General features: G+C 35.0%; 14 protein-coding genes, 2 tRNA genes and 2 pseudogenes. 13 read left to right on the top strand and 5 right to left on the bottom strand.

What is annotated here, in order from left to right:
* Positions 1–4: 4 nt before the first annotated feature.
* The 4 genes from J3U57_RS05800 (at position 5) to J3U57_RS05815 (ending at position 4,577) form a co-directional block, all read left to right on the top strand.
* Positions 5–781, top strand: coding sequence for a heme ABC transporter ATP-binding protein (locus tag J3U57_RS05800; protein ID WP_267344351.1), 777 nt, complete (start codon positions 5–7; stop codon positions 779–781).
* Between the two features lie 82 nt (positions 782–863).
* A complete protein-coding gene (zntB, locus tag J3U57_RS05805; protein ID WP_267344349.1) occupies positions 864–1,865 on the top strand; it encodes a zinc transporter ZntB in 1,002 nt (333 codons plus the stop codon).
* Between the two features lie 33 nt (positions 1,866–1,898).
* The gene (locus J3U57_RS05810) at positions 1,899–2,669 is read left to right on the top strand and encodes a GNAT family N-acetyltransferase (RefSeq protein WP_267344348.1); all 771 of its coding nucleotides are present in this window, start codon (positions 1,899–1,901) and stop codon (positions 2,667–2,669) included.
* A 15-nt stretch (positions 2,670–2,684) separates the two neighbouring features.
* On the top strand, positions 2,685–4,577 hold the full coding sequence (locus tag J3U57_RS05815) for a DNA topoisomerase III (RefSeq protein WP_267344347.1): 1,893 nt from the start codon (positions 2,685–2,687) through the stop codon (positions 4,575–4,577).
* Positions 4,578–4,640: 63 nt separating this feature from the next.
* On the opposite strand, the gene J3U57_RS05820 is transcribed toward J3U57_RS05815, so the two are convergent.
* On the bottom strand, positions 4,641–5,339 hold the full coding sequence (locus J3U57_RS05820) for a hypothetical protein (protein ID WP_267344345.1): 699 nt from the start codon (positions 5,337–5,339) through the stop codon (positions 4,641–4,643).
* Positions 5,340–6,035: 696 nt separating this feature from the next.
* Here J3U57_RS05820 and mgtA point away from each other — a divergent pair.
* Complete coding sequence (mgtA, locus tag J3U57_RS05825) at positions 6,036–8,744, top strand: magnesium-translocating P-type ATPase (protein ID WP_267344343.1); 2,709 nt, start codon at positions 6,036–6,038, stop codon at positions 8,742–8,744.
* A gap of 358 nt (positions 8,745–9,102) precedes the next feature.
* On the opposite strand, the gene J3U57_RS05830 is transcribed toward mgtA, so the two are convergent.
* Entirely contained in the window at positions 9,103–9,318 is a 216-nt protein-coding gene (locus tag J3U57_RS05830) for a YdcH family protein (RefSeq protein WP_267332591.1), read from the bottom strand.
* A 108-nt stretch (positions 9,319–9,426) separates the two neighbouring features.
* Between J3U57_RS05830 and J3U57_RS05835 the strand changes: the two genes are divergently transcribed.
* Positions 9,427–10,947: a helicase HerA-like C-terminal domain-containing protein gene (locus tag J3U57_RS05835; RefSeq protein WP_267344342.1), complete on the top strand. Its 1,521-nt coding sequence runs from the start codon at positions 9,427–9,429 to the stop codon at positions 10,945–10,947.
* A gap of 55 nt (positions 10,948–11,002) precedes the next feature.
* Positions 11,003–12,091 (top strand): AI-2E family transporter, encoded by a 1,089-nt coding sequence (locus J3U57_RS05840; protein ID WP_065633015.1) that lies wholly within the window; start codon positions 11,003–11,005, stop codon positions 12,089–12,091.
* 21 nt (positions 12,092–12,112) lie between these two features.
* Here the strand turns inward: J3U57_RS05840 and bcp are convergent, their stop codons facing one another.
* Together bcp and hemL are read right to left on the bottom strand one after the other, a co-directional pair.
* Positions 12,113–12,589, bottom strand: a complete 477-nt coding sequence (bcp, locus tag J3U57_RS05845; protein ID WP_267332593.1) for a thioredoxin-dependent thiol peroxidase — start codon at positions 12,587–12,589, stop codon at positions 12,113–12,115.
* A gap of 48 nt (positions 12,590–12,637) precedes the next feature.
* Positions 12,638–13,951 (bottom strand): glutamate-1-semialdehyde 2,1-aminomutase, encoded by a 1,314-nt coding sequence (hemL, locus tag J3U57_RS05850; RefSeq protein WP_267344341.1) that lies wholly within the window; start codon positions 13,949–13,951, stop codon positions 12,638–12,640.
* A 156-nt stretch (positions 13,952–14,107) separates the two neighbouring features.
* Between hemL and erpA the strand changes: the two genes are divergently transcribed.
* From erpA to J3U57_RS12780, 5 genes and pseudogenes are all read left to right on the top strand, one after another.
* Positions 14,108–14,446 (top strand): iron-sulfur cluster insertion protein ErpA, encoded by a 339-nt coding sequence (gene erpA / locus J3U57_RS05855; protein ID WP_267332595.1) that lies wholly within the window; start codon positions 14,108–14,110, stop codon positions 14,444–14,446.
* A gap of 222 nt (positions 14,447–14,668) precedes the next feature.
* Positions 14,669–14,756 (top strand) — tRNA-Leu (locus tag J3U57_RS05860).
* A gap of 17 nt (positions 14,757–14,773) precedes the next feature.
* Positions 14,774–14,849: transfer RNA gene (locus J3U57_RS05865), tRNA-Gly, on the top strand.
* Positions 14,850–15,075: 226 nt separating this feature from the next.
* Positions 15,076–15,207, top strand: a complete 132-nt coding sequence (locus J3U57_RS05870; RefSeq protein WP_267344339.1) for a hypothetical protein — start codon at positions 15,076–15,078, stop codon at positions 15,205–15,207.
* 5 nt (positions 15,208–15,212) lie between these two features.
* Positions 15,213–15,260: pseudogene (locus tag J3U57_RS12780) on the top strand (hypothetical protein); the annotation flags it as partial.
* 398 nt (positions 15,261–15,658) lie between these two features.
* Here the strand turns inward: J3U57_RS12780 and J3U57_RS05875 are convergent.
* A pseudogene (locus J3U57_RS05875) lies at positions 15,659–15,832 on the bottom strand (IS3 family transposase); the annotation flags it as partial.
* Here J3U57_RS05875 and J3U57_RS12785 point away from each other — a divergent pair.
* Positions 15,812–15,886: a DUF4113 domain-containing protein gene (locus J3U57_RS12785; RefSeq protein ID WP_416379657.1), complete on the top strand. Its 75-nt coding sequence runs from the start codon at positions 15,812–15,814 to the stop codon at positions 15,884–15,886. The pseudogene J3U57_RS05875 and the gene J3U57_RS12785 sit on opposite strands and share 21 nt — an antisense overlap.
* The last annotated feature ends 2 nt before the right edge of the window (positions 15,887–15,888 follow it).

Consider the following 15,888-nt stretch of genomic DNA (forward strand, 5'->3'; position numbering starts at 1 on the left):
GATCATGATGTTAATTGCAAATAATTTAACATTTGCTTATGGCAGTAAAACTATTATTAATGAGGTTTCTTTGACCATTAATGCTGGTGAAATTGTCATTATTATTGGCCCCAATGGTGCGGGTAAATCGACTTTGTTAAGGCTATTAACGGGGTATCAGCAGCCATCATCTGGCGCGTGTTTTTTACTTAATAAACCATTAAACCAATGGTCGGCAAAACAGTTAGCGAAAGTTAGAACGGTGATGCTACAGCATAGTCAACTTACCTTTCCTTTCAGTGTTAAAGAAGTCGTTGCTATGGGACGTGCGCCTTACGGAAAAGACTATGTTGAGCAAGCTATATTTGAGACCATGGAGCAAACTGATTGTTTAAAATTAGCCGATCGCGATTATCGAAGTTTATCTGGCGGTGAACAGCAACGTGTTCAATTAGCAAGAGTGTTAGCCCAGCAGTGGCAACCTACGCCAAGAGAAAAATTACTGTTTTTAGATGAACCGACTTCAGCGCTCGATTTATATCATCAACAGCACACTTTAAGGTTATTAAAAAAATTAGCCAAGCAACAAAATTTAGCTGTGTGTTGTATATTACATGATCTTAATTTAGCTGCTTTATATGCGGATAAGATTTTATTACTTAATCAAGGAAAGATAGTTGAACAAGGTACACCAGCAGAGGTGATAACTGTCAATAACATTAAACATTGGTATGGCGTTGAATTAGGAATATATCCGCATCCAATAAATCAGGTTGTGCCACAAATTTATTTAACACCCTGAATAGAAATAACTATTATTCATCACTGCATTTTATATTGGTTTAGGTATATAATTATCTAAAATTAATTTACAGGTGTAGCTTATGGATCAATTTAACAACCCAAAATCAATTCCTGTTGCTCACTTATTGGCATCTGAGCCTATTTTTAGTTGTCAATTAGATGGCAAAGGCAAAGCTGTAAGCTTAGATGAAAATAGTGAAGCATCGGTTGAAAAACCCTGTTGGATTCATTTAGATTTTGCTAAGCCTGAAACAATCAATTGGATACACTCAACTACGATAATTCCTGATTTAGTCAAAAGCGAATTAATCAAACCTAATCAGATTTCAAAGGAAATTCGTTTTGATTCAGGGATTTTAGTTGTGCTAAAAGGGGTTAATTTCACACCAAATGAATTGCCTGATCCGATTGTAACATTTCGCTTTTATATTATTGATAATTTAATCATCTCCTCTAGACATCAGCAAATTGATGCTATTTTTCAATTAAAAGATAATTTAGAAAAAGGGATAGGGCCTGTCGATGTTGCTGATTGGCTGATTCAAGTTTCTGAACTGATTAGTGATCAAGTTAATTTGTCTTTTGATAGTGTACACAACAAAATTATTAAACTTGAAGATTTGGTGTTAAATCAGCATATTTTTTCCCATAAAGAGATAGGAAGAGTACGTAAACAACTAATTGTTTTACGTCGTTTATTATCACCACAGCGGGATATTTTTGTAAAAATTTCAACAGAAAGAATATCTTGGATTGATGACAATGACCGTCAACGTTTACATGATATTTCTAATCAGCAAAGCCATTATGTATCTGATATTGACAGTTGTTTATTAAGATTGGCATCAATTATGGAACAAATTAATAGCTTTTTGGCTGAATCGACCAATAAACGAATTTATTTAATGTCTCTATTTACCATTATTTTTACGCCAATTACATTCTTAACAAGCTTATTAGGCGTAAATTTAGCGGGTATTCCAATGAGTGAAAAGAGTTGGTCCTTTCTAGGATTAGTGTTAATAATTATTGTGATTTGTATTGGATCGGTAATATGGCTTAAATGCAAAAAATGGTGGTAAAACAGTGAATTTTTTAGTCAAAAAGGGTAGATGATGGTGAACTTTCATAACGTTACCGATGTTAAAGCTATCAAGCCATTATTTAAAAAATTTCATCAATCCCTTTTGCAGGCTTATTGGCAAGGCAATATTGGTTATGCATACACTGATAACGCTTTACAACCCAACTCTGCAGTCGTGAATGTTGGTTGTTTCTTTTTTTGTGCAGGTTGCCCCAATCAGGATATGCTCAGCTATATTCCAACAATTTATGGTAACAATTATTTTATTGTTATTGCAGATGATCAAACTTGGCAAAGTTTGATAGAACGGACATATCCCAGTTGTTATGAGAAATTTACCCGTTATAGTTTTTATTCTGAACAATTATTTAAACGCCAAAAACTACAAGCTATCGTTTCACAACTATCTGAAGGTTATCGACTAAAAGCAATTGATGAAAATGATTATCAACAGATTACTTCGCTTGAATGGTCTAAGGACTTATGCAACAATTTTAACGCTTATTCTGAGTTTAGAAAATATGGATTAGGATATGTTATTTTGAAAGATAATATTATTGTTTCTGGGGCGTCCTCTTATTTGGCATATAATAATTGTATTGAAATAGAAGTCGACACAATAGCGCCACACAGACGGAAAGGTCTTGGTTTGATTTGCTCAGCAAAGTTAATTTTAACCTGTCTGGAGCGTCAGATATCACCCAAATGGGATGCACATAATCATGCGTCTTTAAAAATGGCGACTAAACTAGGTTTTATACTAAATAAATCTTATCAAGCTTATCATATTTGGCATTCATGATTAATATAACGTATTATGCAATCTAATCAATTCTATCGTCTTTTTATTGCCGAAAAACCAAGTTTGGCTAGAGCCATTGCTGATGTGTTACCTAAGCCTCATCAAAAAGGTAATGGTTTTATTAAAGCCAGCAATGGGGATATTGTCAGTTGGTGTATTGGTCACTTATTGGAACAAGCTACTCCGGAAGCCTATGATCAACGTTATAAAAAATGGACCATCGCTGATTTGCCTATTGTGCCCGAAAAATGGCTATTAACACCAAAAAGCAGTACTGAAAAACAATTCAATATATTGGTCGATTTGATTAAATCAGCCGGTCAAATAGTGCATGCTGGCGACCCCGATAGAGAAGGGCAATTGCTGGTTGATGAAGTGCTCAATTATTGTCAATTATTACCAGAGAAACGTAAAACTATTCAACGTTGTTTAATTAGTGATTTAAATGCTAGTGCTGTAGAAAAATCGTTGGAACAGTTACGTAGTAACCAAGATTTTATTCCTTTATCGACCTCGGCATTAGCAAGAGCCCGAGCTGATTGGCTTTATGGGATTAATATGAGCCGATTATGTACTATAGTTGGGCAACGCAATGGTTACCGAGGTGTATTATCAATTGGGCGTGTACAAACGCCTGTATTAGGTTTAGTGGTAAGGCGTGATTTAGATATTGAACAGTTTGTTCCTAAATCTTTTTATGAAGTCTATGCCGTTTTAGAAACTAAACATAAAGAGATCTTTAAAGCCAAATGGCAACCGAGTGAGGCTTGTTCCCCTTATCAAGATGAGGAGGGACGAATATTAGTTAAAAAATTGGCTGAGAATGTTTGTCAAAGGATAAAAAATCAAACAGGTATTATCGATAAAGTAAGTAATAAAAAGAAAGAGTTAGCTCCACCAATGCCATTTAATTTATCTACTTTACAAATTGAGATGGCTAAAAAAAATGGATTAAGTGCCCAAGAAGTATTAGATATTTGCCAATCTTTATATGAAAAACATAAATTAATTACCTATCCAAGATCTGATTGTCGATTTTTACCCCAAGATCATTTAAAGCAGATTAATGGCGTAAAATCTGCTATCGAAAATAATTGCCCACAACTGCAAACTGCTGTGGATAATGCTGATTTTACATTACGTTCTAAAGCTTGGAATGATAAAAAAGTCGAAGCTCACCATGCCATTATTCCTACTTTACGCAAAGTCAAAATGAGTAATTTATCAGATCATGAACAATCGGTTTATCAAGTTATTGCAACGCAGTATCTGGCTCAATTTTATACGGCTTATAAATATGCAGAATTACAAATTGATGTTGATATTGAAGGTGGTAAATTTGTTGCGAAGGCTAATCAAATGCTTGATGAGGGATGGAAAGTATTATTCAGCATTAAAAATAGTCAAAATGAAGGGGAATTAGAGAGTAGTGAAAATAGCCCTTTATTGACTAAATTAGTAAAAAAAGGTGATAGTGTGCAGTGTATTGATGCTGAACTGGTGGACAAACAAACTGTGCCACCAAGGCCATTTACTGATGCTACCTTGCTTTCTGCTATGACTGGTATTGCGCGATTTGTCAAAGATCCTGAAGTAAAAAAAATATTGCGTGAGACAGATGGATTAGGCACTGAAGCAACTAGAGCTGGCATCATTGAACTTTTATTTAAGCGTCAATTTTTAACTCGACAAGGCAAATCTATTCGATCAACGCAAGTTGGCCGGAATTTGATACTTTCAATTCCAGAAACAATGTCTATGCCAGATATGACGGCCCATTGGGAATTACAATTAGATCAAATAAGTAAAAAGGAATTTTCTTATCAGGAATTTATGTGTCAACTAAATTCATCACTGGTGAATTTAGTTGAGCAACTCAGAAATAGTCGATTAAATATTCAATCTTAATTTTCTTGATTTAAAACTGATACTTAAATCCGGTTATTTGTCAGTGTGACATATTACTTATTTTTAATTATTGTTATCGCTCTCTTGCTCATTTTGAACAAAAACTTGCTCGGCAATGGATATATTGATTTTTTGATCATCTTCAATAATAACGGCAAGTTGGTGATTGGCTCGATTAAGGAAATCGTTATCCTTAAGAATCAATCTAAGCATATTGAGTCTTTTTATTACAGGCACAATAAATTGGCTAATAATAATTGTGATGATAAAAATGGTTAATATAGCAATGATTATACTAATAATTTCAGGTGATTTAAAAATAGTGTTGAGATTAGATAGTACAAAAATAATAGCAATAACCGCAGCTATACAGCTCACAACAAATTCTTTAACGAGAAAAAGTTTTAAAGGGTAAATTTTATTTTTCTCAATAGCAAAGTATTGGGTTAATGAATTTAACTGTGTTAAATCAATAATGTTATAAATATCACTATTGATTAAGGATATAGCAATTCTCTCCTTGTTACGATTGCCTGAACGATAAAAACACACTTTTTCCCAGAGTAATTTCTTTTTAATATTGTTTAAATAGTCTTTTTGATATTGTGGCTGTGGTGTTTTTTCTAAAATATCAGTGTACTTAATAATATTTTCAAAATAGTTACTTTTAGGTTTTTTTTTGAAAACAAACGCAATTATTGATAGTGCAAAAATAACGATTAAGTTGAGCCAATTATCATTAAATAATGTACTAAATTCCATTCTATTTATCCTAGTTTAAACAGTTATCATATTGTAACGGATTATGGATAAAACGTGTATCAATTCTACACTAAAATTGTTGCAGTTAAGGCAATAAGTGCTGTTTTTAAGCGTTCAAAGCCATTATTTGCCATAATAGGTTGACTTCTTTTTTTTAAAAGCGTATAACTTGCCCGCCTTTGGGCTTTTCTTACTTTTTTAACTATTAGGTGGTTAAAAATGAGGGTTAGGGAAAGTTGAAACGCAAAGGGTTTAGTTCAGTTTACAGGAGAAATATGGACGCTCATTCGGGTCACCCCAACAGCTGGGGAGACAAATTAAAACAAATCACCATCGGTTAATGACCTGTCTAAATATTCATTTTTTCAGTTCACAAGCCGAAAATTGATAAACGGTAACGGTGAACGATATGCATTTTTCTACACGCTATCACATAAATTCAAAACATCATTGCGCACATACACATATGCTATGTGTTTTATATCTGTCTGAAAAACATTTAGAACCACCGAGTTGTATCTAATACACATTTAATTTTCTTATTACTAATAGATTTTTGCGACATACCAACCTACAAGGTTAGTTTTGCTATGCAATAAATTTATGGTTATTCACAAATTTTGATTGTCTATAGTTGATTTGCCAACTAGATGACGGGATCTTTTTGTCAAAAAATGATGAGTTAAGGTACAAAAGATGACAAAACATACATCAAATATAAATAACGAAAATCAAGTCGGCGTGAAAGCAATTAAAGAGGCGCAAAATAGTCTTGAAACTATTTTGTCTAAATATCAAACCAGCCTCTCTGGCTTAACGCAAGAAAATGCGAAAGAACGAATCGAACAATATGGAAAAAATGAAGTCGCACGAGAAAAAGTCCCTTCTTTAATTGTGCAATTATTGATGGCTTTTAATAATCCTTTCATTTTTGTATTACTAATTTTAGCCATTGTCAGTTTTATTACTGATTATTGGTTACCTTTACAAAAAGGTGAAGAAACCGATTTAACAAGTATTATTATCATATTAACGATGGTGACACTTAGTGGTTTATTACGATTTTGGCAAGAGTTCAGATCGAATAAAGCAGCGGAAGCATTAAAATCGATGATTCGCACAACCGCTACCGTGTTAAGGCGTCCACATAAAGATATGAATCCTGAACATTACGAAATTCCGTTGAATGAAATCGTGCCAGGGGATATTGTTTATTTGTCGGCTGGTGACATGATACCGGCTGATATTCGGTTAATTGAGTCTCGTGATTTATTTGTGAGTCAAGCAGTGTTAACCGGTGAATCCATTCCCGTTGAAAAATACGATACATTAGGCGCCGTTTCACAAAAAAATAGTGATCAGGTTAATCAAGCAGATATATCTAAAGGTAATATTCTTGATGTGAACAATGTTTGCTTTATGGGAACCAATGTAGTGAGTGGAACGGCAAAAGCAATTGTTGTGGCTACTGGGGCAGATACCCACTTTGGTTCATTGGCTAAATCTATTGTTGGATCTCGCGCTGAAACCTCATTTGACCGAGGTGTGAACAGTGTAAGTTGGTTACTGATTCGTTTTATGCTTATTATGGTACCAATTGTCCTTTTAATAAATGGGTTTTCTAAAGGGGACTGGGGCGAAGCTACACTATTTGCATTAGCTGTTGCTGTCGGGTTAACGCCAGAAATGTTACCAATGATTGTTAGTGCAAATCTAGCTAAAGGTGCGGTTGGCATGGCAAAACGAAAAGTGGTGGTAAAACGTTTAAATGCCATCCAAAACTTTGGAGCGATGGACATTTTATGTACAGATAAAACAGGTACATTAACACAAGATAAAATCATTTTAGAACATCACTTAGACATTAATGGGCAGGTTGATCCCTCTGTTTTACAACTGGCATGGCTCAATAGCTACTATCAAAGTGGAATGAAAAACTTGATGGATAAAGCAATCATTCGTTTTGCTGAAGAAAAAACTAGTGTTAAAAAAGTGGGTGTTGGCCTTTATAAAAAAATTGATGAATTGCCGTTTGATTTTGTCCGTCGCCGTTTATCCGTTGTGGTACAAAATGCAGATGATAGTCATTTAATGATTTGTAAAGGGGCAGTTGAAGAGATGCTGTCTATTTCGAGTTATGTTTATGAAAATGGTGAATATTTACCATTAGACGATAACCGTAAACAAGCGCTGATTGAACTTGCTCATAATTATAATAAAGATGGATTTAGAGTATTAGCCGTTGGTGTAAAAAATATTGCCGTAGGCGAAACAAAAAATCAATACAATGTGCAAGATGAAAAAGCATTAGCAATTCGTGGTTTTTTGACGTTTTTAGATCCACCAAAAGAGAGCGCATATGAAGCTATTTCAGCATTAAATGAACATGGTGTTGCCGTTAAAGTGTTAACAGGCGATAACGAGATTATCACTATTAAAGTGTGTCGCGAAGTGGGATTAGAGCCAGGGATTCCATTGTTAGGAACTGAAATTGAAAAAATGGATGATAATCAGCTCAAAGTACAAATAGAACAACGCACAATCTTTGCTAAGTTAACGCCATTACAAAAATCACGTATTATTCGATTATTACAGGATAATGGTCATACGGTTGGGTTTTTAGGGGATGGGATTAATGATGCACCTGCACTGCGTGATGCCGATGTTGGTATTTCAGTGGACACAGCTACTGATATTGCTAAAGAGTCAGCCGATATCATTTTGCTTGAGAAAAGCTTACTTGTACTAGAAGAAGGTGTAATTTGTGGACGCGAAACGTTCGGTAATATTATGAAATACCTAAATATGACCGCAAGTTCTAACTTTGGTAACATCTTTTCTGTATTAGTGGCTAGTGCATTTCTACCATTTTTACCCATGCTCGCGATTCATTTATTAATTCAAAACTTATTATATGATATTTCGCAATTATCATTACCTTGGGATAAGATGGATGAAGAGTTTTTACAAAAACCTCGAAAATGGGATGCGTTAAATATTAGACGCTTTATGATCTGGATTGGGCCAACATCGTCTATTTTTGATATTACCACTTATGCTCTTATGTGGTTTGTGTTTAGTGCGAATAGCATTGAAGCTCAGGCTTTATTCCATTCCGGTTGGTTTATAGAGGGGTTACTTTCCCAAACGCTTGTTGTTCATATGCTTAGAACGCAAAAAATTCCTTTTGTACAAAGCACAGCCGCTTTCCCTGTGATAGTGATGACATTATTTATTATGGCTATTGGTATTTATATACCTTTTTCACCGCTAGGGAGCCTAATTGGGCTTGAGCCTTTACCGTGGACATATTTTCCTTGGCTAATTGCAACGCTATTTAGTTACTGTTGTGTCGCTCAATTAATGAAACGTATTTATATAAAACGTTTTGGCCAATGGTTTTAAATTTATTATGTCAATATAAGTGATGTAAGTATTACATCACTTATATCATCAATTCAATTAAGCCATGTAAAGCCTAAATACTCGTCGTTTGGGACTATAAATACAAAGGTTGATTTTTTAAATAAAACCACTATATTATAAAATTAGATTATATAACAATAATAAGAAGGAAATATACATGAAGACACCACATAAAAATTCAATTATGCTAATTAAAAGCCGTAAACAGAAAAAAACACAAGAACAATTGGTGAAAAGTAGCTAATCATATCGTAGATAGTATTATAATAAACCCCAGAATTTGGGGTTTATTTTTTTAGTTCAACAATCGATGTATTCGAAACATAGATTCAATTTGCTAGTCAGACGCTTTTTTTAGTATTTCATAAAGTTCATCTTTTAATTTTAATTTTTGCTTTTTCAATGTTTCTAACATTTCAGTTGTATCGACAGCAATGCCTGATTCAATGTTTTTAATTTTTTGATCTAATTCATTATGCTCATCAAATAATTTTTGAAAGTGTAAATCAGTACTTTTTAATTTTGAGATTAATTCTCGATATTCAGGGAACATAGTAACTCCTTATTTCTACTCGATAAAATAATAATAATAGCAGTTATTGCTGTTTCAGCTTACAATATTCTTAGTTGTTTTAATAGCAATTTTTATGAGGATTAATCCATGAGTGAATCGATTGTTATTGCAAAAAGTGATAGTAAAGATTTGTCTATTCTTGCTTCAATGGCAAATCGACATGGTTTGATAACAGGTGCGACTGGAACAGGTAAAACCGTCACGTTGCAAAAAATGGCCGAGAGCTTTTCACAAATTGGTGTACCGGTTTTTTTAGCCGATGTTAAGGGTGATTTAACTGGTATTGGTGAAAAAGGGGTTTTGACGCCTAAATTACAAGCTCGCTTAGATAATATTCACGTTTCAAACTGGACCCCCGATTCCTGTCCTATGGAATTATGGGATGTTTTTGCTCAGAAGGGAATACCTGTTCGCAGTACTGTTTCTGATATCGGACCGATTCTGCTAGCAAGATTATTGAACCTTAATGATACCCAAGCGGGCGTGTTACAGCTTATTTTTAAAATTGCTGATGATAACGGTTTACTTTTAATTGATTTTAAAGATCTACGTTCACTGATTCAGTTTATTGGCGATAACGCAAAAAAATTTACAACTCAATACGGTAATATTTCTGCATCCTCAATTGGTGCTATTCAGCGTAGTTTATTGACGCTTGAGCAACAAGGGGCAGAATTTTTCTTAGGTGAACCTATGCTTGAGATTGCAGATCTAATGCAAATCAATGATCAAGGGCGTGGCGTTGTAAATATTTTGTCTGCAGAAAAATTATATAATTCGCCAAAACTCTACTCGGTGTTTTTATTATGGCTATTATCAGAACTTTTTGAGCATCTGCCCGAAGTTGGCGATCTTGAAAAGCCTAAACTTATTTTCTTTTTTGATGAAGCGCATCTACTATTTAATGATACTTCACCGGCATTACTCGAAAAAATAGAGCAGGTGGTGCGCTTAATTCGTTCTAAAGGCGTTGGGGTTTATTTTGCGACGCAAAATCCTACCGATATACCCGATACAGTACTTGGTCAATTAGGTAATCGAGTGCAACATGCGTTACGTGCCTTTACCCCTAAAGATCAAAAGGCTGTTAAGGTTGCAGCTCAAACAATGCGAGCTAATCCAAGTTTTGATACAGAAAAAGCCATTATGGAACTTGGGGTTGGGGAAGCATTGATCTCGTTTCTCGATGAGAAAGGTCGCCCCAATATGGTAGAACGTGCATTTGTTATTGCACCCTGTTCACAAATGGGCCCTATGCCAGAAGATAAACAAGCCGCCATCATCCATGACTCACCATTCTATAAAAAATATTCGCAAACATTCGATCGAGAGTCTGCTTATGAAAAAATTCAGGCTGGTTTTAGCTTTAATAATTCAACTACCAACCAATTTGAATCTAAACAACAAGGTGATCAAACTGAAGCAAACCAACAAAACCATGCTGGCATAATGGATGTGCTGAGTTCTTTGATTTTTGGTAGCAAAGGACCAAAAGGCGGACAACACGATGGATTAGCACAGCAAGTCGTAAAAAGTGCAACCAGACAAGTTGTGAATCAAATTGGCAAACAAATTACCCGTGGGATTTTGGGTGGATTTAAAAAGTAACTAAACTAAAAACGATGATTGGTTACAATTAGAAAGCAAAATTAGGAGTATTTGCATGTTAAAGTTGTTTATTGAGTGGTATAAAAGGCGATTTAGTGATCCCCATGTTGTTTCATTAATGGCTGTGATCATTTTTCTTTTTTTTATCATCTATTTTTTCAATAAAATATTGTTACCGATTTTAATTGCTATCGTGCTTTCTTATTTACTCAATACACCTGTCAATTATCTGAATAAAAGAAAGGTCCCAAGAACATTAGCGGTTATCATTGTTTTACTTGTTTTTATTTTGATTGTTTTAGCAGGATTTATGATCTTAGTTCCGTTAGTTTGGCAACAAGGTGTGAGTCTTATTACCAATATTCCAAATATGTTGAATTTTACTAATAACTTTCTCACTTCATTGCCACAACATTATCCTGAATTGATTGATGTTGGGCTATTTGATTCAATTATTCAAGGTATTACCAATAAGTTTGTACAAACAGGTAATTCGTTATTGCAGTTTTCAATAGTGTCGTTATTCGGGTTGGTATCGGTAGTTATTAATGCAGTACTGGTACCTATTATGATGTTTTTTCTATTAAAAGATAAAACTAAAATATGGGGATACTGTTCTAAAATTTTACCAAGAAATCGTAGCATTTTAAACCAAGTTGCTGCTGAAATGGATTTGCAAATATCTAATTATATTGTAGGTAATGTGTTACATATTATTATTTTAGCGGTGTGTGTTTATATTCCTTTTTGGTACTTTGGTTTAGATTATGGTTTATTGCTTGCAGTAATTGTTGGTCTTTCTGTTTTAGTGCCTTATATTGGTATTATTATTTCAAGTATTCCAGTTGTTTTAATTGCCCTTTTCCAATGGGGCATTAGTGCTGAATTTGGGTATTTGATTTTCTTTTATGTTTTAATCCAAGCATTAGATGGTAATTTGCTTGTGCCATGTCTGTTTTCTGAAAAACTTAATCTTCATCCTTTAGTCATTATTGTGGCTGTAATAGTATTTGGTGGATTATGGGGATTTTGGGGAATATTTTTTGCTATACCTTTAGCGACGTTAGTCAAAGCTATTATTAATGCCTGGCCAAAAACCGAAGAATTAAATACTAATGAAGTAAAGCAAGAGAAAGCAGATTAATGATTTAATCTGCTTTTTAAATTATTGAGCGTGGTTTTTAAGATAATCTAAAACCACTTCGTGATGGTTGCTAGTTTTGAAATCTTCAAAGACTTTTTCAATCTTGCCATCTTTACTAATTAAAAAACTAATACGGTGTATGCCATCGTATTTTTTACCCATAAACTCTTTTTCACCCCACGTACCAAAAGCTTGGCAAACTTCATGATTTTCATCAGAAAGCAACGTAAAGTTTAATAATTCTTTTTCAGCAAAGCGTGATAATTTTTCTGGCTTATCAGTACTAATTCCAATTATCACCACATTGTATTTTTTAAACTCATCTATAGCGTCACGTAAATTACAGGCTTGTACTGTACAACCGGGTGTCATCGCCTTTGGATAAAAATAAATCAAAATACGTTGACCTTTAAAATCTTTCGAACTTATTAATTCTCCATCTTGATCTGGTAGCGAAAACTGAGGTGCTTTTTCACCTTCTTTTAGTGGATTAACCATATGTTTGTTACCTATGTTAATAGTTTAATATTTTCATTGATAGTAGTATTAATACTCTTTGTTTTTTTGTTTGCTAATGCTGCTAAAAAAACGCGTTGCTGCATCGATGGTTTTATTGATTTCTGTATTAGAATGCTTAAGTGACATAAATCCAGCTTCGAAGGCCGAAGGAGCGAAATAGATGCCTTCTTCGAGCATATAATGATAGAATTTTTTGAATAATTCAATATCACAATTCATTACATCTTGATAAGTGGTTACTTCATCAGCAGTTGTAAAAAATAATCCAAACATTGCGCCAACATGATTGACGACTAAAGGAATATCGTATTGTTTTGCTGCCGATAATAAGCCATTTGCTAGCATCGTTGTTTTTTCATCAAGATCATCATAAATACCGACATCGGTTAACTTGGTTAAGGTAGTAAATCCTGCTGCCATCGCTACCGGATTACCAGACAGTGTTCCTGCTTGGTAAATTGGTCCTGTCGGTGCAAGTTGATTCATTATTTCTGCACGACCACCAAATGCACCAACCGGCATTCCTCCACCAATAATTTTGCCTAAGCAAGTTAGATCTGGCGTTACACCATAATACTCTTGCGCACCACCAAGTGCTATTCTAAAACCAGTCATGACTTCATCAATAATTAATAAACTATTGTATTGATTACAAAGATCTCGAAGGCCTTGTAAAAATGCTTTGTTGGCGGGTATGCAGTTCATATTTCCTGCAACCGGTTCAACAATTATGGCGGCAATGTCATTAGGGTATTGTTCAAATTGTTTTTTTACTGATTCAAGACAATTATAATCACATACAAGTGTATGCTTAACAAAATCATTTGGAACACCTGGGGAAGTCGGATGACCAAATGTAAGCGCTCCAGAACCTGCTTTTACAAGTAAATAATCGGCATGTCCATGGTAGCAGCCTTCAAATTTGATAATTTTATCTCGACCGGTAAAACCTCGAGCAAGACGAATAGCGCTCATTGTGGCTTCAGTTCCAGAATTCACCATTCGTAGCATTTCTATCGAAGGCATCAGTTCGGTGACAAGCGTCGCTAATTTAGTTTCAATCTCGGTTGGTGCGCCAAAACTTAATCCGTTGTGTACCGCATGGATAACGGCATTCGCAACATCTGGATCGTTATGACCCAAAATCATTGGCCCCCATGAACCAACATAATCGATGTAGGCCTTGTCATCGACATCATAAATATAAGCACCATTGGCTCGCTCAATAAATAGCGGTGTACCCCCAACGCCATTAAATGCTCGAACCGGTGAGTTAACGCCACCTGGCATAACCGATAAGGCTTGTTTGTAACATTTTTCAGATTTGAATTTATTTATCATAATCATGTTTTTTTGATAAAAATTTGTTGCAGTATTTATTCATAAAATGAACTTAAATTCAAGATGATTAGAATAAATTTATCGAATATCAGTTTCCATTTTGTATTTTGTTGTAGCAAAGGTATATAATAACAACAATTAAATTAGGAGAAAAAAATGAGCGATGCTTTACCGATTAACTTTACAGATGCCGCTGCAAATAAAGTCAAATCATTAGTAACAGAAGAAGAAAACCCGAATCTTAAATTAAGGGTATATATAACTGGTGGGGGTTGTAGTGGCTTTCAATACGGTTTTACCTTTGATGAGAAAGTCAATGAAGATGATCTAGCCATCGAAAAAAATGGTGTTGCATTGGTGATTGATCCCATGAGCCTGCAATATCTTGTTGGTGGCACTATTGATTATGTTGAAGGCTTACAAGGTTCACGCTTTGTTGTTGATAACCCGAACGCAACAACTACGTGTGGCTGTGGCTCATCGTTTAGTGTTTAAATTGTCATTATTCTTTATCCATTTTATTTTGTCAGGTTGAATTAAATAATGTTTAATGAGTAAAATTGTTCAATTTTGATGTAGAAGATTAAATATTCTTTAAAAATGTGACAAACATTGAGCAGTTGATCAATTATTTTGATTTTTTTGTTGACGTGAAAATTAAGATGGGTAAAATGCACAGCATTCAAAACACACTTACATTTAAGTAATTAGTTTTGAGCCCGGGTGGTGAAATCGGTAGACACAAGGGATTTAAAATCCCTCGGCCTTTTTGGCCGTGCGAGTTCAAGTCTCGCCCCGGGCACCATTTAAAACACTTCTCATGCGGGAATAGCTCAGTTGGTAGAGCGCAACCTTGCCAAGGTTGAGGTCGCGAGTTCGAACCTCGTTTCCCGCTCCAGTTCACGATTTATAGTATTTTATAATCAAACACTTGGCGGTTTTTCTCTTTTAAAACCAGCCATTAAGCCTTATTTTGTACCCCATTAAAGAGTACTGAGGTGTACTATAATCCACTGTCAAGTGGTACATCTAACGGTACATTGCATTTTTGACTGTTTTTTAGTTCTATCTCTTAATAATTGGAATCTCTTTTTTTCTGTTTTGTTTTTTTGAGGAGATTGTCTATGGCTTTGTCTGATGCCTTAGTGAAAAATTGTAAACCTAAATCGAAAGCTTATACCTTAAAAGATATTGAAGTGTGGCGCTATATGTATCGTCTTCAGGTGGTAAATCATGGCATTTTCGGTTTACCTTAAATGGTAAACGGCAGCGTATTTCGTTGGAGGTATATTCTGAGGTTGGGCTTGCGGAAGCTAGAGTGCGCTGTGAGTCTAATCATTTGTTGGTGAAGCAAGGGATTTCACCGGGTTCTCTATCTATTTCAGGGAGTTCTCTTAGTTCTAATGCGTTGGATATTGATGAACGTTATTTATTAGGAGTTTCTGAGCAAGAGATAATAGACGAGGTTTCGTCTTCGGTGGAGTCTTTTGCTGAGTTTAGTGTGCGGTGGCTGCTATTTAAGTGGTTGGATAAGCGGGATAAACGTCAAAGTACAGCGGTACAAATTGAGCGGTATTTGCGTAAGGATATGTTACCTGTGTTGGGGCATTACCGATGGATAGGATTGGTAAGGAGGATGTGCTTAGAGTATTACGGGGTATTGAGGCTCGGGGTGTGTTGTCGATTGCGGAGAAGTGTCGCAGTTGGTTGTTTGGCTTGCATGACCAATGTCGATGTTTTATGCCTACCAGCACTTCGCCCAATTATCTCTCGATTACTGATATCAACGATGACACACTGGTAGTGCCAATGTTGTTTAACCCTCACATAGGTTAAATCAGTCACCAATATTTTTCGTGGTTGACCTATCTTAAACTCACGATACTAAGCCCGCGTTATACCACGCGTTGGGATGAGCTGTTAATGGTTAAATAAGA

It is taken from the genome of Gilliamella sp. B3464 (assembly GCF_026536145.1).
Classification (GTDB): Bacteria; Pseudomonadota; Gammaproteobacteria; order Enterobacterales; family Orbaceae; genus Gilliamella.

Coding starts and splice junctions, on each gene's coding strand:
- mgtA (WP_267344343.1), top strand. CDS start 6,036: ATGACAAAACATACATCAAATATAAATAACGAAAATCAAGTCGGCGTG.
- J3U57_RS05820 (WP_267344345.1), bottom strand. CDS start 5,339: ATGGAATTTAGTACATTATTTAATGATAATTGGCTCAACTTAATCGTT.
- J3U57_RS05830 (WP_267332591.1), bottom strand. CDS start 9,318: ATGTTCCCTGAATATCGAGAATTAATCTCAAAATTAAAAAGTACTGAT.
- J3U57_RS05835 (WP_267344342.1), top strand. CDS start 9,427: ATGAGTGAATCGATTGTTATTGCAAAAAGTGATAGTAAAGATTTGTCT.
- bcp (WP_267332593.1), bottom strand. CDS start 12,589: ATGGTTAATCCACTAAAAGAAGGTGAAAAAGCACCTCAGTTTTCGCTA.
- zntB (WP_267344349.1), top strand. CDS start 864: ATGGATCAATTTAACAACCCAAAATCAATTCCTGTTGCTCACTTATTG.
- J3U57_RS05815 (WP_267344347.1), top strand. CDS start 2,685: ATGCAATCTAATCAATTCTATCGTCTTTTTATTGCCGAAAAACCAAGT.
- J3U57_RS05840 (WP_065633015.1), top strand. CDS start 11,003: ATGTTAAAGTTGTTTATTGAGTGGTATAAAAGGCGATTTAGTGATCCC.
- hemL (WP_267344341.1), bottom strand. CDS start 13,951: ATGATAAATAAATTCAAATCTGAAAAATGTTACAAACAAGCCTTATCG.
- J3U57_RS05800 (WP_267344351.1), top strand. CDS start 5: ATGATGTTAATTGCAAATAATTTAACATTTGCTTATGGCAGTAAAACT.
- erpA (WP_267332595.1), top strand. CDS start 14,108: ATGAGCGATGCTTTACCGATTAACTTTACAGATGCCGCTGCAAATAAA.
- J3U57_RS05810 (WP_267344348.1), top strand. CDS start 1,899: ATGGTGAACTTTCATAACGTTACCGATGTTAAAGCTATCAAGCCATTA.
- J3U57_RS05870 (WP_267344339.1), top strand. CDS start 15,076: ATGGCTTTGTCTGATGCCTTAGTGAAAAATTGTAAACCTAAATCGAAA.